Below are 25,394 nucleotides of genomic sequence, written 5' to 3'. Positions count from 1 at the left end.
GTATCCCGACTGGGTGCACCAGCTGAGTGAGCGCCGGCTGGTCGAGCTGTTCGGCGAGGTGACGCTCGCCCGCGGCCAGGAGTACGTGCGCCAGGGCCGGGTCGGGCACATCGCGGTCGGCTCGGGGACGGGCGGCAGCCTCGTCCAGGCGCAGGTGCGCGGCAGCAGCTACCGCTCCTACCAGACGGTCGCGCGGTACGACGCGGCCACGGGCACGATCCGCACGTCCTGCTCGTGCCCGGTGGGCTACGACTGCAAGCACGGTGCCGCCCTGCTGTGGCACATGCGGACGGTGAACCTGCGCGCGCTCACCCCCGCGTGGCAGCGTGCGCTCAGCGACATCGCCACCGAGGCCCGCACGGCGGCGCAGGGCCAGCCGCTGGCGATCCAGGTCACCCGGACGCAGGCGGGCGCGCTGCAGCTGCGTCCGCTGGTCTGGGGGAAGTCCGGACGCTGGGTGCGCACGGGGATCACGTGGGAGAGCGTCGCGTTCCCCTGGGGCGGCGAGTTCGCCGAGGACCAGCGGGCCGCGCTCGCCGGGCTGGCGAGGACGCGCGACCAGCGGGCCGGCTACTACTACTCGCGCAGGGCGGACGTGATGGAGGTCGCAGAGCTCGGCGCCCCGGCGTGGCACTGGCTGCGGCAGGCCGTCGCGGCCGGGGTGGAGCTCGTGCCCGGGCAGGGGACGCCGCCCGTCCGGCTAGCGGCCGAGCCCGCCCGCGTGGCGAGCCGGCTCACCCGCAGCGCCGACGGCCTCCAGTTGCACACCTTCGCGGTCGCGTCCGGGGTGGAGTGGCCGGTGCTGGCCAGCAACCTGATCGGTTCGCCCCCGCACGGCTTCGCCGTCGAGCAGGCGGGGGAACTGCTGCTCGTCCCGTTCGCCGACCCGCTCAGCCACGGCCAGCAGTCGCTGCTGCTGCAGCACGCCCGGCTGGACATCCCCGAGTCCGACGTCGGTGCGTTCGCCGCCGACTTCTACCCCGTCCTGCGCCGGATGATCGCCATCGAGGTCGCGCCCGACGTCGAGTTGCCGGAGGCCTCGCCGCCGCGGCTGCTGCTCCGCGTCCGGTTCGAGCCCGACCACGTGACCGCGCTGCAGTGGCTGTTCCGCTACGAGGTCGGCGCGCAGGTGCTGGACGTCGAGCTGTACCCGTTCGGTGAGGTGCCGGGCTACCGCGACCAGGATGCCGAGCGCGCCCTGCTGGACGCGCTGCCGCGCGGGCCGTGGCCCGCCGGCGAGGGCCGCCACGGGTGGCAGGTGGCCGAGACCGCGACGCTGCGCGGACCGGCCACCGCGGACTTCGTCACGCACTGGCTCCGCCGGCTGCCGGAGGAGGGTGTGGTGGTCGAGGTCACCGGAAGCCCCCAGCACTACCGGCTGGCCGAGGAGGCGCCCCAGGTGAGCCTCGCTGTCACCGACCCCGGCGAGGGCACGGACTGGTTCAACCTGTCCGTGACGGTCACGATCGAGGACGAGCCGGTCGAGTACCGCGAGCTGTTCACCGCTCTCGCGACCGGCCAGACGCACCTGATCCTGCCCTCGGGCACCTGGTTCAGCCTCGAGCGGCCGGAACTGGAGCAGCTGCGGGCCCTGATCGAGGAGGCGGGCGAACTCCAGCCGCGCGACGGCGAGGGGCTGCGGCTGCGGGCCGAGCACGCGGGCCTGTGGGAGGAGCTGGTCAGCCTCGGCGTGGTCGCCGAGCAGTCGCGGGCCTGGTCTTCCGCGGTCACCGCGCTGCTGCACACCGACGAGCTGCCCGAGGTGGCGCTCCCGGCGGGGCTGCGGGCCACCCTGCGGCCGTACCAGGAGGTGGGGTTCCGGTGGCTGCACTTCCTGCACGGGGCGCGGCTGGGCGGGATCCTCGCCGACGACATGGGCCTGGGCAAGACGCTCCAGGTGCTGGCGCTGGCCTGCTCGCTGAGTGAGGCGGGACGGCTGGAACGTCCGATGCTGGTGGTGGCGCCGACGTCGGTGCTCGGCACGTGGGCGGCGGAGGCCGCCCGGTTCGCGCCGGACCTCCGGGTCGAGGTGGTCGGGCGCACGGCGAAGAAGCGTCCCGAACCGCTGGCGGACATCGCGTCCGCGACGGACGTGGTGGTGACCTCTTACACCCTGCTGCGGCTGGACGCCGAGGAGTACGCCGCGCAGGGCTGGTCGGTGGTGGTGCTCGACGAGGCGCAGTTCGTGAAGAACCGGCAGTCGCGGGCCTACCAGGCCGTCCGCCGGCTCCGGGCGGGGGCGAAGTTCGCGGTCACCGGCACGCCGCTGGAGAACAACCTGATGGACCTGTGGTCGCTGCTGTCGATCGTGGCGCCGGGGCTGTTCGCTGACCCGGCCGCCTTCACCGAGCGCTACCGGCGTCCGATCGAGGCGGGAACGGATGCCGGGGCGCTCCCGCGGCTGCACCGCAGGGTGCGTCCGTTGATGCTGCGGCGGACGAAGGAGTCGGTGGCGGCCGAGCTGCCGCCCAAGCAGGAGCAGGTGCTGTCCGTCCCGTTGGCGCCCGGGCACCGGCGGCTCTACGACAAGCAGTTGGCCGCCGAGCGCAAGAAGGTGCTCGGGCTGATGGCCGACCTGCGGAGGAACCGGATCACGATCCTCGCGTCGCTGACGCTACTGCGCCAGCTCGCGCTGTCGCCGGCGCTGGTGCTGCCGGGGGAGGCAGCGGTGTCGGCGAAGATCGACACGCTGGTCGAACTGGTCACCGAGCTCGCGTCCGAGGGCCACCGCGCGCTGGTGTTCAGCCAGTTCACGACCTACCTCGGGATGGTGCGTGACCGGCTGGGCGCGGAGGGGATCGCGACCAGCTACCTGGACGGGCGGACGCGCGACCGCGCGGCCCGGATCGAGGCGTTCCGCTCCGGCAGCGACCCGGTGTTCCTGATCAGCCTGAAGGCGGGCGGTTTCGGCCTCACGCTCACCGAGGCCGACTACGTGTTCATCCTCGACCCGTGGTGGAACCCGGCCGCCGAACTGCAGGCGATCGACCGGACGCACCGGATCGGCCAGGACAAGAGCGTGATGGTTTACCGCCTGGTCAGCGAGGACACGATCGAGGAGAAGGTGGTGGCGCTCCAGGAGCGCAAGCGCGACCTGTTCGCCAAGGTCGTGGGCAGCGACGGCGACCTCGCCGCGCCGCTCACCGCCGACGACATCCGCGGCCTGCTCGAACCATGACTCGACGGGGGAGTGCGCGATGAAGGTGGCGACCCAGGCCCGGCTGTGGCAGTGGGCGGCGGTCCTGTACGGCGTCTGTGCCGTGCTGTTCATGGTCTACATCCCCACGAGGAATGTGCAGGGTCAGCTGGTCTCGCTGTTCGAGCTGTTCGGGCCGTCCGTCCTGGTGCCGGTGTCGATCCCCGTGCTCGTGGCCGCGGTGCCCGCGCTGCTGCCGTGGCGGAAGTCGCTGCTCGCCTGGATCGTGGCCGGCGGGCTGGGCGTGTTCATCATCGCCACCGCGCTGTCGTTCGGACTGCTGTACCTCCCGTCCGCCGTGTTCAGCGGTGTAGCGGGCTACCTGCACCACCGTGCACCGGTCGAGGACGCGCCGCCGCCGCCCGACGACTGGCCGGGCATCGTCAGGCACGGCCCGGCCGGGCCGACCTGAGCCGCCGTCCCGCTGGCTGGGGCTGAGCCGAACCTGAGCTGCCGTCCGCTGGCCGGTGCTGCGGGCTGAGGCGGAGAAGAGCGAGGCCACCTGCGGTCGCCGAGAGCCACCCTTCCCGTCGAGGGCCCCTGTCCGGACAAGGGCCCTCGACGCGAAGCGTGGCCTTCGGGCCCGGAGGGTGGCTCTCGACGAGAGCAACCGGGTCCCCGTCCAGCGGCGTCCGAGCCTCAGCGCTGCATGCGATCGGCCAGGCGCGAAAGGGCATCGGACCAGGCCTCGACCATTTCCATTCCCCCGTGGCCCTCGTCCGGGACGATCACCAGCTCGCTGGCCGGCCAGCGGTGATGCACTTCCCAGGCGGTCCGGACCGGTCCGCTGACGTCAGCGCGTCCGTGGATGAGCACGGCGGGCAGGTGGCCGATCCGCTCCATGCCGTCCAGCAGCGGAGGTTCGACGAAGCCATCGTGTGCCCAGTAGTGGGTGGCCAGCGTGACGAACGGCAGCCGGAACTCCGGGTCCGCCCAGCGCGGGTTGGTCTCAGGCTCGGGCAGGCCGAGCGACACGTGGACGTCCTCCCAGCGTGCCCACGCCCAGGAGGCGGCGTCCCTCACCGTGGGATCGGGGTCGCGTAGCAGGCGCGCGTAGGCATCGACCAGGCGCCCCTCGCCCCTGCGGTAGCCGATCCCGGCCGCCTCCGCGTGGGCAGCGAACCGGTCCCACTCCTCCGGGAAGATCGCCCCGACCGTCTCGGTGATCCACTCCACTTCCGCTGCCGACGTCGTGGTGACCGCCATCAGCACCACGCCGAGGACGCGGTCGGGGTGGGCCTGCGCGTAGGCGATGGCCAGCGTCGAGCCCCACGACACACCGTTCACCAGCCAGGCGTCGATGCCGAGGTGGACGCGCAGCGCCTCGATGTCCGCGACCAGCTGCGGGGTCGTGTTCGCGGCCAGGTCGTGCGCCGGGTCCGACGCGAGCGGCACCGAGCGTCCGCACCCCCGCTGGTCGAAGCCGACCACCCGGAACCGCTGTGGGTCGAACTTGGTGCGGTACCCGCCGGTGCCCAAACCGCCACCGGGCCCACCGTGCAGGTACAACGCGGGCAGGCCGTCCGGCGTCCCCGACTCCTCCCAGTACAGCTGCTGCCCGCCGCCCACCGCGAGCAGGCCACTCCGTCGTGGCGTGCCGCGGGGGAACTGCATGCGGTCAGCCTACGATTCGCGCGGCTCTCCGGCCGGAGGCGTCACGGTGGACGGTTCTGCGGTGTAGCCACGTCGAAGCGTCCACTTTGTGGTGGACGGGCCGGGGAGTCGACCCTCAGCGGGCGTGGGCCTCCAGCCAGTCGACGAGGGCGTCGGTGAAGGCGGGCGTGAGCGACGGTACGTGGGATCCTCCGGCGATCCGCCAGAGGGCGACCGAGGTGCCGTCGGCGCACCCGGTCCAGCTCGTCCCGGTGAGGTCGGCACCTTCGGACGCCGTGTCGGCGTCGATGCCGGGCGTCCAGCGCTGGCCGGACCCCGCGCACTCGTTCAGGTGCCGCCAGCGCCCGACCGTGGTCAGCGCGGACGTGTACTCGTGCCCCTGGATCGACCCCCCGCCGAACAGGATCGTGTCGTCGGCCTCCCCGTGCACCTGCAGGACGCTCACCGGGCGCGAAGGATCGCACGAGCCGGCCACGTCCATCGCGCCGGCCAGCGAGACGACGGCCGCGACCTGGTCGGCATGCTCGCACGCCAGCCGATGAGCCATGAACCCGCCGTTGGAGTGCCCGACCACGAACACGCGGCCGGGGTCGACGCCGAACTGCGCCACGACCGCGGTGATCACCGTGCTGAGAAAGGCCGAGTCGTCCACGGTGCTGCCATCGAAGTTGCAGCAGGCGGACGACGCGTTCCAGAACGTGTTCCCCTCGGCGTCCGTGGTCCCCTGCGGCGCGGCGACGACCAGGTTCCTCGGACCCGCGGCAGCAGCCAGTCCGAGGTACTGCGCGGTGCCGACCGCTTCTCCGGTGTAGCCGTGCAGCACCACCACCAGCGCGGTGTCGGCGTCCACGGCCGCCGGTGTGAACAGGGCCACCTTCCTGCCCTGCACCTCGATCGTGCTCGAGCCCGGCCCGGCGGACCCGCCGGTTGCGGTGCTACTGGCGCTCACAGTGCCCGTGGCAGCCGCAGGAGCGTTCGACGCGGACGGGGACGCGCTCCCACCTACGCATCCCGCGAGCGCCACCCCCAGCGCCACCGTCAGCGCGAGGATGACAGCGGTCGGGGCCCGGTGCCGGCCGGGCCGCCAGCGCTCAGTGCCCGCCCACGTCCACACCGAGCGCCTCCAGCATCGGCAGCAACTTGGCCTCGGTCTCGGCGAACTCCTCGGCCGGGTCCGACTCGGCGACGATCCCGCAGCCGGCGTAGAGCGTGATCCGGCGCGGGTACTCCGGGTCGATCAGACCGCATCGCAGCGCGATCGCGAACTCGCCGTCGCCGGTCGAGTCCAGCCATCCGACCGGGCCTGAGTAGCGGCCGCGGTCGAGGTGCTCCAGCTCGGCGATCGTCGCCCTCGCCACGTCGGTCGGCGTTCCGCACACCGCGGCGGACGGGTGCAGTTCGCCGGCCAGCCGCAGCACGCTGACGCCGGGGTGCACCACAGCGGTCACATCGGACGCGAGGTGCAGCACGTTCGGCAGCTCCAGCACGTACGGCGCGTCCGGGACGTTCATGCCCGAGCAGTACGGCTCCAGCGCGTGCGCGACCGAGTCCACGGCCAGCTCGTGCTCGGCGAGGTTCTTGCCCGATCGCGCCAGCGCGTGCGCGAGCTTCAGGTCGAGCTCCTCGCCGCCGTTGCGCCGGATCGTTCCTGCCAGCACCCGCGAGGTCGCCAGGCCGCCCTCGGTCCGGATCAGCATCTCCGGGGACGCGCCGACGAGGCCGTCCACGCGGTAGGTCCAGCAGGTCGGGTAGCGGTCGGCGAGGCGGCACACCAACGCGCGCGGGTCCAGCGGCTCGGCCGCAGCCAGCGTCGCGGCCCGGGCCAGCACCACCTTGTCCAGTGCGCCGCGGCCGATCCGGCCCACGGCGTCCTTCACGATCGACTGCCACGCCTCGGCGTCCAGGCTCGCGTCCACGGCCGTCACCCCGACCGGCGCGGAGGGCTCGGCCCACGTCGCCGGCATCCCCGGTTCCTCGCTGCGCGTTCCCCCGATGGAGGTCAGCCAGGCCAGCCCCTTGCGCCGGCCGACCACGATCCGCGGCACGACCACCACCGAGCGTGCGGACGTGTGCCCCGCGTCGAACACGAAGGACGCGAACGCGACCGGACCCGTGCCGGGAGTGCCGGGCAGCTCGGTCTGGTGCTCGATCCGCGCGCAGACCTCCTGCCACCACTCGTCGGCCTCCGCCGCCGAGCCGCCCTCGAAGCGGGCCACCTCGCCGATGCCGACCATGCCGTCGCCGCGACGCAACCACGCGTACCCGCCCGAGGGGGGCAGATAGGACGCCAGGTCGCCGGGATCGGTGATCGCAACGGTCGTCGCACGCCACTGCGGCCCCGGCGGGTGATGGATCACCCACGCAGGATAGCCGCTCGGCCCACGCGCCCCCGCCGGGGCGCCAAATGGCTTGGAACGCTCGTTTTGCCTAGACTGGCCGAAGTCCCGAAGCACTTGCAGGAGAGCGCCCATGTCCCAGCCGAAGCCGGCGGTGCCGGCCACCGGCGAAGGCGTGGAGGCGGACGTCATCGTCGTCGGCGCCGGACCCGGCGGCTCCACCACCGCCGCCCACCTCGCCGACCGCGGCCTCGACGTGGTGCTGCTGGAGAAGGCGAAGTTCCCCCGCGAGAAGGTCTGCGGCGACGGACTCACGCCCCGCGCGGTCAAGCAGCTGGTCCGGCTGGGCATCGACACCAGCGAGGAAGCCGGCTGGGTCCGCAACAAGGGCCTGCGGGTCTATGGCGGACGCACCGAGCCGTTCGAGCTGCCCTGGCCCGAGCTGAAGGAGTTCCCGCCGTTCGGGCTCGTCCGCGCCCGCGCAGAGTTCGACAAGATCCTCGCCGGTCGCGCGGTCGCCGGCGGCGCCCGCCTCTACGAGGAGACCAACGTCACCGCGCCGGTCGTCGACGAGCGCACCGACCGGATCGTCGGTGTCACCACCAAGGACGGACGCACGTTCCGCGCCCCCGTCGTGGTCGCGGCCGACGGCAACTCCGCCCGGCTCGCCCTCGGCATGGGCCTGGCCAAGCGCACCGACCGGCCGATGGGCGTCGCCGTCCGCGCGTACTTCACGTCCCCCCGCACCCACGACGACCACATGGAGTCCTGGCTGGAGCTGTGGGACGGCAAGCCGGGGGAGTCCAACCTGCTGCCCGGCTACGGCTGGGTGTTCGGGATGGGTGACGGGACGGTCAACGTCGGCCTCGGCACGGTCGGGTCGAGCTCGGAGCCGGCCAAGCTGAACTACCGCGAGATGTTCGGCAAGTGGCTGGCCAACACGCCCGAGGAGTGGGGCTTCCGGCCGGAGAACCAGGTCGGCCAGACCCTCGGCGCCGCCCTGCCGATGAGCTTCAACCGGCAGCCCGCCTACACCAGGGGCATGCTGCTGGTCGGTGACTCGGGCGGCATGATCTCGCCGTTCAACGGCGAGGGCATCTCCTACGCGATGGAGGCGGCCGAGATGGCGGCCGACGCGATCGCGGACGCCCGCTTCCGCGGCTTCGGCACCCCGAGCGCCGAGGAGGCGCTGCGCGGCTATCCCGCGCGGCTGAAGGCCGAGTGGGGCGGGTACTTCCGGCTGGGGCAGGTGTTCGTCTCCCTGATCGAGCACCCGCAGGTGATGCACCTGTGCACCCGCTACGGTCTTCCGCGGCCCACGCTGATGCGCTTCACGATGAAGCTGCTGGCCCACCTCTACGACACCCGGGATGGTGATTGGATGGACAAGGTCATCTCCGCGCTCGCAAAGGTGGCACCCTCAGCATGATGAAAACGCACTGTCGAGAGATGTTCCGGGAGGGAAGCGTCCGATGAGCCCCTACATTCCACTGCTGGGCATCATGCTTCTCGCCGGCGGCTTCCTCGCGATCTCGATCACGCTCAGCTCGTTCGTGGGGCCGCGGCGCTGGAACAAGGTCAAGTACAGCTCCTACGAGTGCGGCATCGAGCCGACCCCCCAGCCGATGGGCGGCGGCCGGTTCCCGATCAAGTACTACATCACGGCGATGCTGTTCATCGTCTTCGACATCGAGACCATCTTCCTCTACCCGTGGGCGGTGTCCTTCTCGCAGCTCGGCTTCTTCGCGCTGGTCGAGATGGTGCTGTTCATGGCCACGGTCTTCGTCGCCTACGCCTACGTGTGGCGTCGCGGCGGCCTGGAATGGGACTGAGCAGGTAAGGCAGCGATATGGGTATTGAGGACAAGATCCCGCAGGGCGTGGTGCTGACCACGCTGGAGGGCGTGTTCGGCTGGATGCGGCAGGCCTCGTTGTGGCCGGCCACCTTCGGGCTGGCGTGCTGCGCCATCGAGATGATGACCTACGGCGCGCCGCGGTTCGACGCCGGCCGCTGGGGCCAGGAGGTGTTCCGCGCCTCACCGCGCCAGGCCGACCTGATGATCATCTCCGGCCGGGTCAGCCAGAAGATGGCCCCGGTGCTGCGCCAGGTCTACGACCAGATGCCGAACCCCAAGTGGGTGATGGCGATGGGCGTGTGCGCGTCCTCCGGCGGCATGTTCAACAACTACGCGGTCATCCAGGGCGGCGACCACCTCGTCCCCGTGGACGTGTACGTGCCGGGCTGCCCGCCGCGTCCGGACATGCTGATCGACGCGATGTTCAAGCTGAAGAAGGACATCGTGATGAAGCGGCCCATGGCCCAGAACGAGCTCGACGCCTGGGAGGCGGCGGAGAAGGCGGCCCTGGTCGCCCCGGCCACCCACGAGATGAAGGGCCTCCTGCGATGAGCGAGGGCAAGGCCGAGAAGCTCCCCGGCGAGGAGAAGACGGTCAGCGAGAAGGTGACCGACCCCGAGTCCGCCCCGAAGGCCGGCCTCGAGCGCGAGGACGCCCAGCCGGACCTCGTCCAACCCGAACCCGTCCCTGCCGTTCCGGACGAGCCGACACCGGCCCCCACCCGGCAGGGGATGTGGAGCCGCGGCACCGGCGACACCTCCGGCTACAGCCGGATCGTCCGCACGATCCCGTGGCCCGCGCCGGCCGAACCGCCCTTCGGCTCCTGGTTCGACGACGTGTACCACCGGCTCGCCACGCTGGTCACCGACCCCTTCGTGAAGGTGGTCGTGCACCGCGGCGAGCTCACGTTCCAGGTGCCGCGCGAGAAGCTCACCGAGGTGATGCAGGCCCTGCGTGACGACGCGCTGCTGCGGTTCGAGTTCTGCGCGTCGGTCTCCGGCGTGAACTACCCCGACGACGCCGGCGCCGAGCTCCACGTCGTCTACCACCTGCAGTCGATGACCCACAACCGCCGGCTGCGCGTGGAGACGACCTGCCCGGACGCCGACCCGCACGTCCCGAGCGTGGTGCCGACCTACCCCGCGGCCGACTGGCACGAGCGCGAGACCTGGGACATGTACGGGATCATCTTCGACGGCCACCCGCACCTCACCCGGATCCTGATGCCGGACGACTGGGTCGGCCACCCGCAGCGCAAGGACTACCCGCTGGGCGGCATCCCGATCGAGTACAAGGGCACCACCGTCCCGCCGGTCGACACGCGGAGGAACTACTGATGAGCGCGCAGCAGTCCGACTTCTACGCCGCTCCCGGTGAGGAGACCGAGGGCACCGTCTACACCGCCATGGGCGGCGGCGACTGGGCCGACATCGCCGGCGAGCAGGCCGAGCGCGGCGACGAGACGCTGGTCATCAACATGGGCCCGCAGCACCCGTCCACGCACGGCGTGCTGCGCCTGATGGTCGAGTGCGACGGGGAGACCGTGACGAGCATCCGGCCCGGGATCGGCTTCCTGCACACCGGCATCGAGAAGAACATGGAGTACCGCACCTGGACCCAGGGCACGACCTTCGTGACCCGGATGGACTACGTGGCGCCCCTGTTCAACGAGGCCGCCTACTGCCTGGCCGTCGAGCGGCTGCTCGACATCGAGGCCGACATCCCGCAGCGCGCGCAGGACATCCGCGTGCTGATGATGGAGCTGTGCCGGATCGCGTCCCACCTGGTCGCCATCGGCACCGGTGGCATGGAGATCGGCGCCCTGACGGTGATGACGATCGGCTTCCGCGAGCGGGAGATGATCCTCGACTTCTTCGAGGCCGTCACCGGCCTGCGCATGAACCACGCCTACATCCGCCCCGGCGGCGTCGCGAACGACCTGCCCGAGACGGGGATCGCGCAGCTGCGCGACCTGATCCGCTGGCTGGAGAAGCACCTGCCGGAGTACGCGGCGTTCTGCAACGAGAACCCGATCTTCAAGGGCCGCATGTGCGGAATCGGCTACCAGGACCTGTCGGCGTGCTTCGCGCTCGGCGTCACGGGCCCGGTGCTGCGCTCGACCGGCTACGCGTGGGACCTGCGCAAGCAGCAGCCGTACTGCGGGTACGAGACCTACGACTTCGACGTGATCACCTGGGACACCTCGGACGCCTACGGACGCTTCCGCGTCCGGCTGGATGAGATGTGGGAGAGCCTGAAGATCGTCAAGCAGGCGACCGACCGGCTCGAGGCGTCCACAGGGCAGCCGGTGATGGTGGACGACCCGAAGATCGCCTGGCCCGCGCAGCTCGCGGTCGGGCCCGACGGCCAGGGCAACAGCCACGAGCACATCAAGCACATCATGGGCGTGTCGATGGAGGCCCTGATCCACCACTTCAAGCTGGTCACCGAGGGCTTCCACGTCCCGCCCGGCCAGGCCTACGTCCCGATCGAGAGCCCGAAGGGTGAGATCGCCTGCCACGTCGTCTCCGACGGCGGCACCCGGCCGTTCCGCGTGCACATGCGCGACCCAGGGTTCAACCACCTGCAGTCCGTACCGATCCAGTGCGAGGGCGGCATGATCGCCGACGTCGTGGTGGCGATCGGTTCCCTCGACCCCGTGATGGGAGGCGTCGACCGATGAGCGGTCACGAGTTCCAGTCCTGGTTCCCCGAGTCGGGGGAGGTGGACATGACCGACACCTCGACCAACATCGACGAGAAGACTGTCGCCGAGCTGCGCGAGCTCGCCGGGCGCTACCCGCAGCCCCGCTCAGCGCTGCTGCCGATGCTGCACCTCGTGCAGAGCGTCGACGGGCGGATCTCCCCGGCCGGCATCGAGGCCTGCGCGGACGTGCTGGGCATCACCACCGCCCAGGTGTCGGGCGTGGCGACCTTCTACACGATGTACCGGCGGCGTCCGGGCGGGAAGCACCACGTCGGCGTCTGTACGACGGCGCTGTGTGCGGTGATGGGCGGCGACGCGCTGCTCGACCGGGTCTCGGAGAAGCTCGGCATCGGGCCGGACGAGACCACGGCCGACGGCACGTTCAGCCTCGAGCGGATCGAGTGCAACGCCGCCTGCGACTTCGCGCCGGTGATGATGGTCAACTGGGAGTTCATGGACAACATGACCCCGGCCAAGGCCGATTCGCTGCTCGACGACCTGGCCGCGGGCCGGGAGGTCCACTCCACCCGCGGCGCGACGATCACCAGCTGGCGCGAGGCCGAGCGCGTCCTCGCCGGGTTCCCCGACGGGCGTGCGGACGAGGGTCCCAGTGCCGGCGAGGCGTCCCTGCTCGGCAAGTCCATCGCGGACGCCCGCGGCTGGGCCGCACCCACCGTGGAGGAGGTCAAGTGAGCACCCCATGGAGTTCTTCTCCCCCGCTGCGCTCCTCCGAACAACTCCAAGGGGACCCCGCATGAGCGACACCCTGACCCCCGTCCTCTCGGCGAACTGGGGCACCGACGCGTCCTGGACGCTGAAGGCCTACCAGGCGTCCGGCGGCTACGACGCGGTCGGCACCGCGCTGAAGATGACTCCCGCCGAGGTGACCGACCTGGTCAAGGACTCCGGCCTGCGCGGCCGCGGCGGCGCGGGCTTCCCGACCGGCATGAAGTGGAGCTTCGTGCCCAAGGACAACCCGAACCCGAAGTACCTCGTGGTGAACGCCGACGAGTCCGAGCCCGGCACCTGCAAGGACATGCCGTTGCTGCTGGCCAGCCCGCACACCCTGGTGGAGGGCATGATCATCGCCTCGTACGCGATCGGCTGCCATACCGCCTTCGTGTACATCCGCGGCGAGGTGCTGCACGTCATCCGGCGGATGCAGCAGGCCGTCGCGCAGGCCTACGAGGCCGGCTACCTGGGCAAGGACATCCTCGGCTCGGGCTACGACCTCGACATCGTCGTGCACGCCGGCGCCGGCGCGTACATCTGCGGCGAGGAGACCGCGCTGCTGGACTCGCTGGAGGGCCGCCGCGGCCAGCCGCGACTGCGTCCGCCGTTCCCCGCCGTCGCGGGCCTGTACGCGTCCCCGACCGTGATCAACAACGTCGAGTCGATCTCCTCGGTGCCCTGCATCGTGAAGAACGGGTCGTCGTGGTTCGGCTCGATGGGCAGCGAGAAGTCCAAGGGCATGACGATCTACTCCCTGTCCGGCCACGTGGTCCGGCCCGGGCAGTTCGAGGCGCCGTTGGGCATCACGCTGCGGCAGCTGCTGGAGCTGTCCGGCGGCATCCGCGACGGCCACGAGCTGAAGTTCTGGACGCCGGGCGGCTCGTCCACCCCGATCCTGACCGGTGAGCACCTCGACGTGCCGCTGGACTACGAGGGCATGGGCAGCGTCGGCTCGATGCTGGGCACCAAGGCCCTGCAGGTGTTCGACGAGACCGTGTCGGTGGTCCGCACCACGCTGCGCTGGGTGGAGTTCTACAAGCACGAGTCCTGTGGCAAGTGCACCCCGTGCCGCGAGGGCAACTGGTGGCTGGTGCAGCTGCTGAAGAAGTTCGAGGCCGGCCAGGCCGAGGACGGGGACGTCGACAAGCTGCTCGACATCTGCGACGACATCGGCGGCAAGTCCTTCTGCGCGCTCGCCGACGGCGCCGTGGCCTGCGTGACCAGCGCGGTGCGGCACTTCCGTTCGGAGTTCGAGGCCGGCTACACCACGCCGGCCTGGGAGCTGTTCCCGTATGGCCGCAGCGCACTCTTCGAGGTGCCGGAGCTGATCGGAGCCCACGCATGAACACCCCGCGGATTTCTTCTCCTCCGCTGCGCTCCCCCGAACAACTCCGCGGGGACCCCGCAAAGAGCGTCCAGACCAAGCCCGCCGCGGCGACGCCCGTCGACCTGATCACGGTCACCATCGACGGCACCGAGGTGCAGGTCCCGAAGGGGACGCTGGCCATCCGGGCGGCGGAGATGATCGGGATCGCGATCCCGCGGTTCTGCGACCATCCGCTGCTCGACCCGGTCGGCGCCTGCCGCCAGTGCATGGTCGAGGTGCCCGACATGGGCAACGGCCGCGGCATGCCGAAGCCGCAGGCGTCCTGCACCCTGGAGTGCGCGCCCGGCATGCAGATCAAGACCCAGCTCACCTCCCCGGTGGCCGAGAAGGCCCAGAAGGGGATGCTGGAGTTCCTCCTGATCAACCACCCGCTGGACTGCCCGATCTGCGACAAGGGCGGCGAGTGCCCGCTGCAGAACCAGGCGTTGGCCAACGGCCGCGGCGAGTCCCGCTACGAGGGCGTCAAGCGGACGTTCCCCAAGCCGGTGAACATCTCCGCCCAGATCCTGCTCGACCGCGAGCGCTGCGTCCTGTGCGCGCGGTGCACCCGGTTCTCCGAGCAGATCTCGGGCGACCCGTTCATCGCGCTGGTCGAGCGCGGGGCGCTGCAGCAGGTCGGCACCTACGCCGAGGACCCCTACAACTCCTACTTCTCCGGCAACGTCGTCCAGATCTGCCCTGTCGGCGCGCTGACCTCGGCGTCCTACCGGTTCCAGAGCCGGCCGTTCGACCTGGTCAGCACGATGTCCACCTGCGAGCACTGCGCGGGCGGCTGCCAGCTGCGCGTCGACCACCGGCACTTCCAGGTGAAGCGCCGCCTCGCCGGCGAGGCGCCCGAGGTCAACGAGGAGTGGAACTGCGACAAGGGCCGGTTCGCCTTCGTGTCCGGCCGGGGCGCCGACCACCTGACGATGCCGCTGATCCGTGAGGACGACAAGCTGCGCGTGGCCTCCTGGCCGGAGGCGATCGACGCGGCCGTCGCCGGCCTCGCCGCCGCGGGCGGCAGCACCGGCGTCCTCACCGGCGGTCGGCTGACGCTGGAGAACGCCTACGGCTACGCCAAGTTCGCCCGCACCGTGCTCGGCACCAACAACATCGACTTCCGCTCCCGCCCGATCGGTGCCGACGAGGAGGCCTTCCTCGCCGCCAACGTCGCGGGCCGCGCGCTCGGCGACGGCGTCACCTACGCAGAACTCGAGAAGGCCGGGCACGTCGTCCTCGTCGCGTTCGAGCCCGAGGACGAGGCAGCGGGGATCTTCCTGCGCCTGCGCAAGGGCGTCCGCAAGTCGGGGCTGAAGGTCACCACCGTCGCGCCCTACGCGTCGCTGGGCACCACCAAGCTGAACGCGACCCTGGTCGCCACCGTTCCCGGCGAGGAGGTCGCCGCGCTGCGCGGGATCGACCTGGCGCCGGGCAACATCGTTCTGGTGGGAGAGCGCGCCGCGCTCGTCCCCGGTCTGCTGGCCGCCGCCGCGGAGGTCGCGGCGACGGCAGGCGCGCGGCTGGCCTGGGTGCCGCGCCGCGCCGGTGACCGGGGCGCGATCGAGGCCGGCTGCCTGCCGAGCCTGCTGCCGGGCGGACGCCCCGTCGACGACACCGCCGCCCGGGTGGACGTCGCCGCCACGTGGGGCGTGGACGGGCTCCCCGCGGAGGACGGGATGGACGCGCCGCAGATGCTGGCCGCAGCCGCGGCGGGCGAACTGAAGGCGCTCGTCGTCGCCGGCCTGGAACCGGCCGACTTCGCCGACGCCGCCGCCGTGCGGGCCGGCCTGGAGGAGGCCGGGTTCGTGGTGGCGATGGAGAACCGGCTCAGCGAGGTCACCGAGCGGGCGGACGTCGTGTTCCCCGTCGCGTTGATCGAGGAGCACGCCGGCACCTTCCTGAACTGGGAGCACCGGCAGGGCCGCGTGAACACGGTGATCCGGCACCCCAACGCCCCGATGACGGACCTGCGCGTGCTCGCGGCGCTCGCCGACGGCCTCGGCCGTCCGCTCGGCGTCCGCACCCCGAAGCAGGCACTGGCCGAGCTGACCGAGCTGGGCCCCTGGCAGCCCGACGGCGCGGCCGAGGCGCCCGCCGAGCCGGTCGCAGCCCCGGCGGCCCCGGCCGCAGCGGCAGCCCCGGAGGTCGCCGACGGTGAGACCACCGTCCGGCTGGCCACGTGGCGGCAGCTGATCGACGGCGGCCGTGGCCAGGACGGCGAGGAGGCCCTCGCCGCGACGGCGCGTCCGTCGGTCGCGAGGATCAGCCCCGCGCTGGCGAGCGCCCTCGGCGTCGCCGAGGGCGACCAGGTCGCGGTGGGCGGTGGCGCCGGCTGGTACAGCCTGCCGGTCGCGGTCACCCCCGGCATGGTCGACGGTGCCGTCTGGGTGCCGACGAACTCTCCCGGCACCCCGCTGGGCGAGCTGGGTGTGGTCCACGGCGACGCGGTCACCCTGAGCCTGGGAGGCGAGGAATGAACGATCCGTGGTGGCTCGTCCTGATCAAGGTCGTCGTCCTCTTCGTCGTCCTGCTGGTCTGGACGATCTTCAACGTCTGGTACGAGCGGCGGCTGGTCGGCAAGATGCAGCACCGCCTCGGCCCGATCATGAACGGCCCGTTCGGCCTCGGCCAGGCGCTCGCCGACGGCATGAAGCTCCTGATCAAGGAGGACTTCATGCCCTCCATGGTCGACCGGGTGCTGTTCACCGTCGCCCCGCTGATCGCCGGCACGGCCGCGTTCACCGCCTGGGCGGTGATCCCATTCGGAGGCAAGGTGACGATGTTCGGCGTCGACACCTACCTGCAGCTCACCGACCTCCCGGTCGGCGTGCTGGTGCTGCTGGCCGTCACCAGCGTCGGGATCTACGGGTTCGTGCTGGCCGGCTGGTCGTCCAACTCCCCGTACTCGCTGCTCGGCGGGCTGCGTTCCAGCGCCCAGATGATCTCCTACGAGATCGCCATGGGCCTGGCGCTGGTGTCGGTCTTCCTCTACGCCGGCTCGATGTCCACCCACGACATCGTCGAGGCGCAGCGGACGGCGCTGATGCCGTTCAACCTGAACATCGGCCTGCAGAGCTGGTACTGGCTGCTCCTGCTGCCGTCGTTCGTCGTCTACGTGATCTCGATGGTCGGTGAGACCAACCGCGCGCCGTTCGACCTCCCCGAGGCCGAGTCCGAGCTGGTGTCGGGCTACATCACCGAGTACTCCGGCTTCCGCTACGCGGTCTACTTCCTGGCCGAGTACATCAACATGGCCACGGTCTCGGCGATCGCGACCACCCTGTTCGTCGGCGGCTACCTGCCGCCGTGGCCGCTCACCCTGATCGAGCCGCTGAACAACGCCTGGCTCGGGCCGATCTGGTTCGTGATCAAGGTGCAGCTGTTCATCTCGCTGTTCGTGTGGCTGCGAGGGACGCTGCCGCGGTTCCGCTACGACCAGTTCATGAAGCTCGGCTGGAAGGGCCTGATCCCGGTCTCGCTGGTGTGGATCATCGTGGTCGCGACCTTCCAGTCGCTGCGGGCGAACAACCTGCTCCAGGGCCCGTTCCTGTGGGGCGGCATCATCATCGTCCTGCTGGCGATCGTCGCGATCCTGTTCATCGGCGAGAAGCCCGAACCCGAACCAGAGCCCGAGCCGGAGGGTCCGTTCGACGCCTTCGCCGGCGGCTACCCCGTCCCACCGATGCCCGGACAGGTGCTGCCCGAGCTCCAGGACGTGGTCACATCCACCGCGGAGGCCTCCCAGGCCGGCGCCGGAGAGGAGCAGTAGATGGGAATCTTCGACCCGTGGGCCGGGTTCGGGGTCACCTTCCGCACGATCTTCCGCAAGACCTTCACCCAGGGCTACCCGGAGAAGGGCAAGGAGAAGATCACCGCGCCCCGCTTCCACGGCCGGCACCAGCTGAACCGCTGGCCCGACGGCCTGGAGAAGTGCGTGGGCTGCGAGCTGTGCGCGTGGGCGTGCCCCGCGGACGCGATCTACGTCGAGGGCGCGGACAACACCGAGGAGGAGCGGTTCAGCCCCGGTGAGCGGTACGGCCGCGTCTACCAGATCAACTACCTGCGCTGCATCCTGTGCGGGTTGTGCATCGAGGCGTGCCCCACCCGGGCGCTGACCATGACCAACGACTTCAAGCTGGCCGACACCAGCCGCGAGAAGATGATCTACACCAAGGACCGGCTGCTGGCGCCGCTGCTGCCGGGCATGGAGCAGCCGCCGCACCCGCGCCGGCTGGGCGACGACGAGAAGGACTACTTCCTCGGCCTGCCCGCCACCGGCAAGCCCGACAACCGCACCCCGGTCGTCGAGGACGCGGCAGGGGGGACGCGATGAGCGCCGTCGTCTTCTGGATCGCCGGGCCGCTGGCCGTGCTCGGTGCGCTGGGCCTGCTGTTCTTCCGCAAGGCCGTCTACGCCGCGCTGAGCATGGCGTTCACGATGATCAACCTGGCCGTCCTGTACGCGTCCCTGGCCGCGATGTTCCTGACGTTCGTCCAGATCATCGTCTACACCGGCGCGATCATGATGCTGTTCCTGTTCGTGATGATGCTGGTCGGCGTCGACACGCCCGACTCGGTGGTCGAGACCCTGAAGGGCCACAAGGTCGCCGCCTGGCTCGCCGGGGCCGGCATGCTCGGCCTGATCGTCTTCGGTATCGGCGGAGCGATGGTCGGCGGCCCGAACGTCGGCCTGGACGACGCGAACGCGCTGCACGGCGGCAACGTGCAGTCCCTCGCCGCCCTGATCTTCGGCCGGTACGTGTTCGCCTTCGAGCTCACCTCGGCCCTGCTGATCACCGCGGCCGTCGGCGCGATGGTGCTCGGCCAGCATGCCAGGACCAAGCCCAAGCCCACGCAGCGGGAGCTGGCGGACGAGCGGATGCGGGAGTACGCCGAGAACGGCGCCCACCCGGGCAGCCTGCCGAACTCCGGCGTCCTCGCCCAGCACAACTCGATCGCCACCCCGGCCCTGCTGCCGGACGGTTCGGTCAGTGACGCGTCCGTCTCGCCCACCCTCGCGATGCGCGGGGTGATCGTGGACGCCCCGGCGCTGAGCCGCAGCACGGCGGCGGTCTTCGAGCAGGTCAGCGGCCCCGCGGCCGAGGAGGAAGACGAGTGAGCCCCGACAACTACGTGTACCTGGCCGCGATCCTGTTCACGATCGGGACCATCGGCGTGATGATCCGGCGCAACGCGCTGGTGGCGTTCATGTCGGTCGAGCTGATGCTGAACGCCGCCAACCTCGCGATGGTCGCCTTCGCGCTCGCCCGCGGCGGGCTGGACGGCCAGGTCGCCACCTTCTTCGTGATGGTGGTCGCCGCCGCCGAGGTCGTCGTCGGCCTGTCCATCATCATCACCATCTACCGCACCCGGCGGTCCACCTCGGTGGACGCGGCGAACCTGCTGAAGCTGTGAGGGCCCGATGACCACCCTGGAAACCCTGGCCCCCGTCGCAGCGACCGGCATGTTCTCCTACGCCTGGCTGATGATCGCCGTGCCGCTGGTGATGGCCGCCGTCCTGCTGCTGTTCGGCAGCATCCTCGACCGCGTCGGCCACTGGCTCGGCGTCGCCGCCGTCGGATTCAGCTTCGCCATCGCGGTGTGCCTGTTCTCCCAGCAGCTGCTCAGTGCTCCCGAGGCCCGCGCGGTCAGCGTCCCCCTGTTCGACTGGATCACCACCGGCTCCTGGACGGTGTCCGCCGGCCTGCTGGTCGACCAGCTGTCGATCCTGTTCGCGCTGCTGATCACCGGCGTCGGCTCGCTGATCCACCTCTACTCGGTCGGCTACATGGCGCACGACGAGCGCCGCCGCCGCTTCTTCGCCTACCTGAACCTGTTCATCGCCGCGATGCTGGTGCTGGTCCTGGCCGACAACTACCTCGTCCTGTTCGTCGGCTGGGAGGGTGTCGGCCTGGCGTCCTACTTGCTGATCGGCTTCTGGCAGCACAAGCCGTCCGCGGCGGCCGCGGCCAAGAAGGCCTTCGTGATGAACCGGGTCGGTGACCTCGGCATGACAATGGCCGTGATGAGCATGCTGGCGCTGTTCGGCAGCTCCGCGTTCGTCGCCGTCAACGCCGGCGCGGCGCACCTCGACGCCGTCTGGGCGACCACGATCGGCCTGCTGCTCCTGCTGGGCGCCTGCGGCAAGTCCGCGCAGGTGCCGCTGCAGGCCTGGCTGCTGGACGCGATGGAGGGCCCGACCCCGGTCTCGGCCCTGATCCACGCGGCCACCATGGTCACCGCCGGCGTGTACCTCGTCGTGCGCAGCCACGCGATCTTCGAGATGTCGCAGGCTGCCACGACCGCCGTCGTCATCGTCGGCACCGTCACCCTCCTCGCCGGCGCCTGGATCGGCACCAGCAAGGACGACATCAAGAAGGTGCTGGCGGGCTCCACGATGAGCCAGATCGGCTACATGATGCTGGCCGCCGGCCTCGGCCCGGTGGGCTACGCGTTCGCGATCTTCCACCTGCTCACGCACGGCTTCTTCAAGGCGAACATGTTCCTCGGCGCCGGTTCGGTCATGCACGGCATGGACGACGACGTGAACATGCGCCACTACGGCGCGCTGGCGAAGGTGATGCGGGTCACGTTCCTCACCTTCGCGATGGGCTACCTGGCGATCATCGGCTTCCCGTTCTTCGCCGGCTACTTCTCCAAGGACCACATCATCGAGGCGGCCTTCCAGGTGAGCACGATCGCCGGCGTCTGCGCGCTGCTCGGCGCAGGCGTCACCGCCTTCTACATGACCCGGCTGATGCTGATGACCTTCCTCGGCGAGAAGCGGTGGGAGAAGGGCGTCCACCCGCACGAGTCGCCGAAGGTGATGACCGTCCCGCTGATCATCCTCGCGGTGTTCTCGGTGGGCGCGGGCCTGCTGATGAACTGGTGGATCCAGGAGTGGCTGGAGCCCGCGGTCGGCAACCACGTCGAGGAGCTCTCGCTGGTGCCCGGCCCGATCGGCTGGCTGACCCTGCTGGTCGTGGCCGCCGGGGTGACCCTGGCCTGGTTCCTGTTCGGGGCCAAGCCGGTACCCGCGGTGGCGCCGGCCTCGTCCAACCCGTTCACGGTGGCCGGACGCAATGACCTGTTCGGCGACGCGATCAACAACACCCTGGTCGTGCAGCCGACGCTCGTCGCCGCCCGCGGCCTGGTCGCCAACGACAACCGGATCATCGACGCCCTCGCCGACGGCAGCGCCTCGATGATGTCCGGGCTGTCCTCGCAGACCAGACGCCTCCAGACCGGCCAGGTCCGAACGTACGCGCTCACGATGACCATCGGCGTGCTCGTCGTCGGTGCCGTGATGATCCTCACCCAGCTGGGCTGAGGGAGGAGCTGAGATGACATTCCCCCTGCTCACCTTCCTCGGGCTGATCCCGCTGGTCGGCGCCGGAGTGCTGTGCCTGCCGGTCAAGCAGATCGCCCGCGGCGTCGGCATGGTGTTCGCGCTGGTCACCGCCGTGGTCGGCATCGCCGTCGCGGTCGTGTACGCGGGCGGCGGAGCCGCCGACCTGGCCGAGAAGTCGGCCTGGATCCCGCAGTTCGGCGCCTGGTGGGCGATCGGCGTGGACGGGATGGCGCTGGTGATGGTGCTGCTCACCGTCCTGCTCGTGCCCGTGGTGCTGCTTGCCGAGTGGAAGGTCCCCGGACGCGACCGCTGGACCCCGCAGGTGTTCTTCGCCCTGGTGCTGGCGCTGGAAAGCCTCTCGCTGTTCGTCTTCATGGCGCAGGACGTGCTGCTGTTCTACCTCTTCTTCGAGGCGACGCTGATCCCGATGTACTTCCTGATCGGCGGCTTCGGCGGCCCGCGGCGCGCCTACGCCGCGGTGAAGTTCCTGCTGTTCAGCCTCGGCGGCGGCCTGATCATGCTGGCGTCGGTGATCGGCCTGTACGCGGTGTCCGTCCAGCTCACCGGCGCGCCCACCTACCTGCTCAGTGAGCTCAGCCAGCTGCAGATCGACCCGATGCTCGGCCGCTGGCTCATGGTCGGCTTCCTGGTCGCCTTCATCGTGAAGGCGCCCATGGTTCCCGTCCACACCTGGCTGCCCACCGCGGCGGAGGAGTCGACGCCAGGGACGTCCGTCCTGCTGGTCGGCATCCTGGACAAGATCGGCACCTTCGGGATGATCAAGTTCTGCCTGTGGCTGTTCCCGGAGGCCAGCACCTGGGTGGCCCCCGCGATGGTCGTGCTGGCGCTGATCAGCATCCTGTACGGCGCGATCGCGGCGATCGGCAGCACCAACCTGCTGCGCCTGGTCGCCTACACCTCGATCAGCCACTTCGGGTTCATGGTGCTCGGCATCTACACCTTCACCAGCGCGGGGATCTCCGGCTCGATCTTCTACATGGTCAACCACGGCTTCTCGACCGCCGCGCTGTTCCTGGTGATCGGCTTCCTGATCTCCCGCCGCGGCTCGGCCCTGGTCGCCGACTACGGCGGCGTCCAGAAGGTTGCCCCCGTGCTCTCCGGCGTGTTCCTGATGGCGGGCCTGTCCGGCCTCGCCCTCCCCGGCATGTCGAGCTTCGTCTCGGAGTTCATGGTGCTGGCGGGGACGTGGTCACGGCAGCCCGGTGTCGCGGCTGTCGCCACCCTGGGCACCGTCCTGGCCGCGGTCTACATCCTGCGGATGTACCAGCGCACCATGACGGGCCCGGTCACCGACGAGGTGGCCCGCACGTTCACGACCGACGCGACCGCACGCGAGAAGTGGGTGGCCGCGCCCGTCCTCGCCGTGATCCTGCTGCTCGGCTTCGCGCCCAACCTCGCGCTGGGCGTCATCGAGCCGGTCGCGCAGTCCACCATGAGCCACGTCGGGGTGTCCGACCCGGTGGCGCCGCTGGGAGAGGAAGCCAAGTGAACACCATCGCAGCGCCCACCTTCGAGTGGTTGCAGCTCGCGCCCGTCCTGACGGTGCTGCTGGCCGCCTGCGTCGGGATCCTCGTCGAGGCCCTCGTGCCGCGGCGCTGGCGGTTCCTCGCCCAGGTCGTGCTGTTCGAGCTCGCGATCGCGCTGGCCTTCGTCTTCCTCGCCCTGTCGTGGACGCAGCCGAAGAACAGCCTCGGCCTGATGGCGATGGGGTCGATCAGCCTGGACGGCCCGTCCTACCTGATGTGGGCGGCGCTGCTCGTCTTCGGCTTCCTGAGCCTGCTGGTCTTCGCCGAGCGTGACCTGAACAACGGCGCGACCTCGTTCGCCGCGTCCGCAGCCTCGGTGCCGGGCAGCCCTGCGGAGGCCGAGGCCATCGCGGCCCGGCACGAGCACAGCGAGGTCTTCCCGCTGGCGCTGTTCTCCCTGTCCGGGATGATGGTGTTCTGCGCGGCCAACGACCTGCTCACCGCGTTCGTCGCGCTGGAGGTCATGTCGCTGCCGCTGTACCTGCTCTCCGGGATGGCCCGGCGTCGCCGCCTGCTCAGCCAGGAGGCCGCACTGAAGTACTTCCTGCTGGGCGCGCTGTCCAGCGCGTTCTTCCTGTTCGGGATGGCGCTCGTCTATGGCTTCTCCGGCTCGTTCGAGCTGAGCGGCATCAACGCGGCCATCTCCGACCCGGTCTACGGCCGCGGCCTGCTCTACACGGGCATGGCCTTCCTCGGGGTCGGCCTGCTGTTCAAGATCGGTGCGGTGCCGTTCCACAACTGGGTGCCGGACGTGTACGTCGGCGCCCCGACGCCGGTGACCGGCTTCATGGCCATCTGCACCAAGCTCGCCGCCGTCGGCGCCGTGCTGCGGGTGTTCTACGTGGCGTTCGGCGCGGAGCGCTGGGCCTGGCAGCCGCTGCTGGCCGTGCTCGCTGTGGTGACGATGGCCGTCGGGGTCGTGGTCGCGCTGACCCAGACCGACATGAAGCGCCTGCTGGCCTACAGCTCGATCTCCCACGCCGGGTTCATCCTGGTCGCGGTGGTCGGTGCGACCGTCGGCGTCACCGGGCAGATGAACAGCTTCGGTGCCGTCCTGTTCTACCTGATCGCCTACGGGTTCGCGACGGTGGCGGCGTTCGCCATCGTGACGATGGTGCGCGACCAGACCGGCGAGGCGCACGCGATCTCGCAGTGGGCGGGCCTGGGCCGCAGGAACCCGCTGCTGGCCGGCATCTTCGGGCTGCTGATGCTGAGCTTCGCCGGCATCCCGCTGACGGGTGGCTTCATCGGCAAGTGGGCGGTGTTCTCCGCGGCGTGGCGCGGCGGCTACTCGTGGCTGGTGATCGCCGCGGTGGTGCTCAGCCTGGTGGCCGCGTACGTCTACCTGCGCGTGATCGTGCTGATGTTCTTCTCCGAGCCGGTGGACGGGGTCGTCGTGGGCAGGGCGAGCGGGATGACCTGGGTGCCGGTGGGGCTCGGCGCGATCGCGTCCGCGTACCTCGGGCTGTTCCCGGGGCCGCTGCTGGACCTCGTGCTGTCGGCCAGCACGTTCCTGCGCTGAGGCTATGCTGGCCGCCGTGTCCCTCGCGTCCCAGGCTGCTGATCTCGCAGGTGAGCTCCCCGAGGAGTTCACCGCCCGCGTGACGAGGCTGCTGGACAGGATCGAGGAGCGCCTGGGCGAGGCGGCGGTCGCGGAGACCGACTTCGTCACGGAAGCGGCGCAGCACAGCATCCGGGCGGGCGGGAAGCGGTTCCGTCCGATGCTGGTGGTGCTCGCGTCCCTGCTGGCCGCCGATTCGGACGACGAGTCCGTGGTCAGGGCGGCGCTGGTGATGGAGCTCACCCACGTCGCGAGCCTGTACCACGACGACGTCATGGACGAGGCCCAGCTCCGCCGCGGTGCGCCGAGCGCGAACCAGCGGTGGGACAACACGGTGGCGATCCTGGTCGGCGACTTCCTGTTCTCGCGGGCGTCGTCGATCGTCGCCACGCTCGGCACCGAGTACGTGACGCTCCAGGCCGACACGTTCGCGCGGCTCGTGCAGGGCCAGATCGCGGAGACCCGCGGCCCGCGCGAGGGCGAGGACCTGCTCGAGCACTACCTGGACGTGCTCGCCGACAAGACCGGCTCGCTGATCGCCGCGTCCGCGATCTTCGGCGGGATGGTCGCCGGGGTGGGGCAGGCGGAATTGGACGCGCTGGCCGCGTACGGCGAGGAGATCGGGATTGTCTTCCAGCTCAGCGACGACCTGCTCGACATCGCCAGCGACACCTCGGGGAAGACCCCGGGCACCGACCTGCGCGCCGGCGTCCCCACGCTGCCGACACTGCTCGCCCGGCGCAGCACCGACCCGTCCGACGCCCGCCTGCTGGCGCTGCTGGACGCCGACCTCTCCTCGGACGCCGACCTCGCCGAGGCCCTCGGCCTGATGCGCGCACACCCCGCCATGACCGAGGCCAGGCGCGAGGTGAACCGCCGCGCCGAGGTGGCGCGCGCCCACCTCGCCCCGCTCCCCGACGGCCCGGCGAAGGACGCGCTCGCCGCCCTCTGCGACGGCGTCATCTCCCGCTCCTCGTAGCCGCGTCCACCCAAGGTGGACGCTTTGTCGCGAGTTCGCCGCAGTCCCGTCCACTTTGTGGTGGACGTGCGGGCCGGGGGCGCTGCTGCCGCCGCTGTCACCCCGGGCTTGACCCGGGGTCTCGCCTTCCGTCCACGTCAAGGTGGACG

General features: G+C 70.7%; 21 protein-coding genes. 18 read left to right on the top strand and 3 right to left on the bottom strand.

Annotated features, from left to right (window positions below; translation table 11 throughout):
* Positions 1–13: 13 nt before the first annotated feature.
* Positions 14–3,178, top strand: a complete 3,165-nt coding sequence (locus QM779_RS07730; protein ID WP_428533876.1) for an SNF2-related protein — start codon at positions 14–16, stop codon at positions 3,176–3,178.
* 19 nt (positions 3,179–3,197) lie between these two features.
* Positions 3,198–3,608, top strand: coding sequence for a hypothetical protein (locus tag QM779_RS07725; protein WP_428533874.1), 411 nt, complete (start codon positions 3,198–3,200; stop codon positions 3,606–3,608).
* A 227-nt stretch (positions 3,609–3,835) separates the two neighbouring features.
* Here the strand turns inward: QM779_RS07725 and pip are convergent, their stop codons facing one another.
* The 3 genes from pip to QM779_RS07710 form a co-directional block, all read right to left on the bottom strand.
* Positions 3,836–4,810 carry a prolyl aminopeptidase gene (gene pip, locus QM779_RS07720; protein WP_428533872.1) on the bottom strand — a complete coding sequence of 325 codons (975 nt, stop codon included), beginning with the start codon at positions 4,808–4,810 and terminating at the stop codon, positions 3,836–3,838.
* A gap of 115 nt (positions 4,811–4,925) precedes the next feature.
* Entirely contained in the window at positions 4,926–5,759 is an 834-nt protein-coding gene (locus QM779_RS07715) for an alpha/beta hydrolase family esterase (protein ID WP_428533870.1), read from the bottom strand.
* A 142-nt stretch (positions 5,760–5,901) separates the two neighbouring features.
* A complete protein-coding gene (locus QM779_RS07710) occupies positions 5,902–7,167 on the bottom strand; it encodes an isochorismate synthase (protein ID WP_428533868.1) in 1,266 nt (421 codons plus the stop codon).
* Positions 7,168–7,279: 112 nt separating this feature from the next.
* On the opposite strand from QM779_RS07710, the gene QM779_RS07705 reads away from it, so the two are divergent.
* The 16 genes from QM779_RS07705 to QM779_RS07630 all read left to right on the top strand — a co-directional run bounded on the left by QM779_RS07705 (position 7,280) and on the right by QM779_RS07630 (position 25,245).
* Positions 7,280–8,575 (top strand): geranylgeranyl reductase family protein, encoded by a 1,296-nt coding sequence (locus tag QM779_RS07705; RefSeq protein ID WP_428533866.1) that lies wholly within the window; start codon positions 7,280–7,282, stop codon positions 8,573–8,575.
* A gap of 43 nt (positions 8,576–8,618) precedes the next feature.
* Positions 8,619–8,978, top strand: a complete 360-nt coding sequence (locus QM779_RS07700; RefSeq protein ID WP_428533864.1) for an NADH-quinone oxidoreductase subunit A — start codon at positions 8,619–8,621, stop codon at positions 8,976–8,978.
* 17 nt (positions 8,979–8,995) lie between these two features.
* Positions 8,996–9,553, top strand: coding sequence for a NuoB/complex I 20 kDa subunit family protein (locus QM779_RS07695; protein ID WP_428533862.1), 558 nt, complete (start codon positions 8,996–8,998; stop codon positions 9,551–9,553).
* Positions 9,550–10,338, top strand: a complete 789-nt coding sequence (locus QM779_RS07690; protein WP_428533860.1) for an NADH-quinone oxidoreductase subunit C — start codon at positions 9,550–9,552, stop codon at positions 10,336–10,338. The genes QM779_RS07695 and QM779_RS07690 overlap by 4 nt, the downstream gene beginning before the upstream one ends.
* A gap of 68 nt (positions 10,339–10,406) precedes the next feature.
* Positions 10,407–11,684: an NADH-quinone oxidoreductase subunit D gene (locus QM779_RS07685; protein ID WP_428538354.1), complete on the top strand. Its 1,278-nt coding sequence runs from the start codon at positions 10,407–10,409 to the stop codon at positions 11,682–11,684.
* The gene (gene nuoE / locus QM779_RS07680) at positions 11,681–12,400 is read left to right on the top strand and encodes an NADH-quinone oxidoreductase subunit NuoE (protein ID WP_428533858.1); all 720 of its coding nucleotides are present in this window, start codon (positions 11,681–11,683) and stop codon (positions 12,398–12,400) included. The genes QM779_RS07685 and nuoE overlap by 4 nt, the downstream gene beginning before the upstream one ends.
* 61 nt (positions 12,401–12,461) lie before the next feature.
* Entirely contained in the window at positions 12,462–13,784 is a 1,323-nt protein-coding gene (gene nuoF, locus QM779_RS07675) for an NADH-quinone oxidoreductase subunit NuoF (RefSeq protein WP_428533856.1), read from the top strand.
* On the top strand, positions 13,781–16,285 hold the full coding sequence (locus QM779_RS07670) for an NADH-quinone oxidoreductase subunit G (protein ID WP_428533854.1): 2,505 nt from the start codon (positions 13,781–13,783) through the stop codon (positions 16,283–16,285). Before nuoF ends, QM779_RS07670 begins: the two co-directional genes overlap by 4 nt.
* Positions 16,282–17,577 (top strand): NADH-quinone oxidoreductase subunit NuoH, encoded by a 1,296-nt coding sequence (nuoH, locus tag QM779_RS07665; protein WP_428533852.1) that lies wholly within the window; start codon positions 16,282–16,284, stop codon positions 17,575–17,577. The genes QM779_RS07670 and nuoH overlap by 4 nt, the downstream gene beginning before the upstream one ends.
* Complete coding sequence (nuoI, locus tag QM779_RS07660; RefSeq protein WP_428533850.1) at positions 17,578–18,141, top strand: NADH-quinone oxidoreductase subunit NuoI; 564 nt, start codon at positions 17,578–17,580, stop codon at positions 18,139–18,141. It begins immediately after the preceding gene.
* Positions 18,138–18,926: an NADH-quinone oxidoreductase subunit J gene (locus QM779_RS07655; protein ID WP_428533848.1), complete on the top strand. Its 789-nt coding sequence runs from the start codon at positions 18,138–18,140 to the stop codon at positions 18,924–18,926. The genes nuoI and QM779_RS07655 overlap by 4 nt, the downstream gene beginning before the upstream one ends.
* On the top strand, positions 18,923–19,222 hold the full coding sequence (nuoK, locus tag QM779_RS07650) for an NADH-quinone/ubiquinone oxidoreductase subunit 4L family protein (RefSeq protein ID WP_428533846.1): 300 nt from the start codon (positions 18,923–18,925) through the stop codon (positions 19,220–19,222). Before QM779_RS07655 ends, nuoK begins: the two co-directional genes overlap by 4 nt.
* A 7-nt stretch (positions 19,223–19,229) precedes the next feature.
* Positions 19,230–21,137, top strand: a complete 1,908-nt coding sequence (gene nuoL / locus QM779_RS07645) for an NADH-quinone oxidoreductase subunit L (protein WP_428533844.1) — start codon at positions 19,230–19,232, stop codon at positions 21,135–21,137.
* 13 nt (positions 21,138–21,150) lie between these two features.
* The gene (locus tag QM779_RS07640; RefSeq protein ID WP_428533842.1) at positions 21,151–22,668 is read left to right on the top strand and encodes an NADH-quinone oxidoreductase subunit M; all 1,518 of its coding nucleotides are present in this window, start codon (positions 21,151–21,153) and stop codon (positions 22,666–22,668) included.
* Positions 22,665–24,227 (top strand): NADH-quinone oxidoreductase subunit NuoN, encoded by a 1,563-nt coding sequence (gene nuoN / locus QM779_RS07635; protein ID WP_428533840.1) that lies wholly within the window; start codon positions 22,665–22,667, stop codon positions 24,225–24,227. The genes QM779_RS07640 and nuoN overlap by 4 nt, the downstream gene beginning before the upstream one ends.
* Positions 24,228–24,231: 4 nt before the next feature.
* On the top strand, positions 24,232–25,245 hold the full coding sequence (locus QM779_RS07630) for a polyprenyl synthetase family protein (protein ID WP_428533838.1): 1,014 nt from the start codon (positions 24,232–24,234) through the stop codon (positions 25,243–25,245).
* Positions 25,246–25,394: the final 149 nt, after the last annotated feature.

It is taken from the genome of Propionicimonas sp. (assembly GCF_049840635.1).
In the GTDB taxonomy this organism is placed as follows: Bacteria; Actinomycetota; Actinomycetes; order Propionibacteriales; family Propionibacteriaceae; genus Propionicimonas.
The sequence above is the reverse complement of the archived record's forward strand: the minus strand, read 5'-3'. Positions and strand labels throughout refer to the sequence as shown.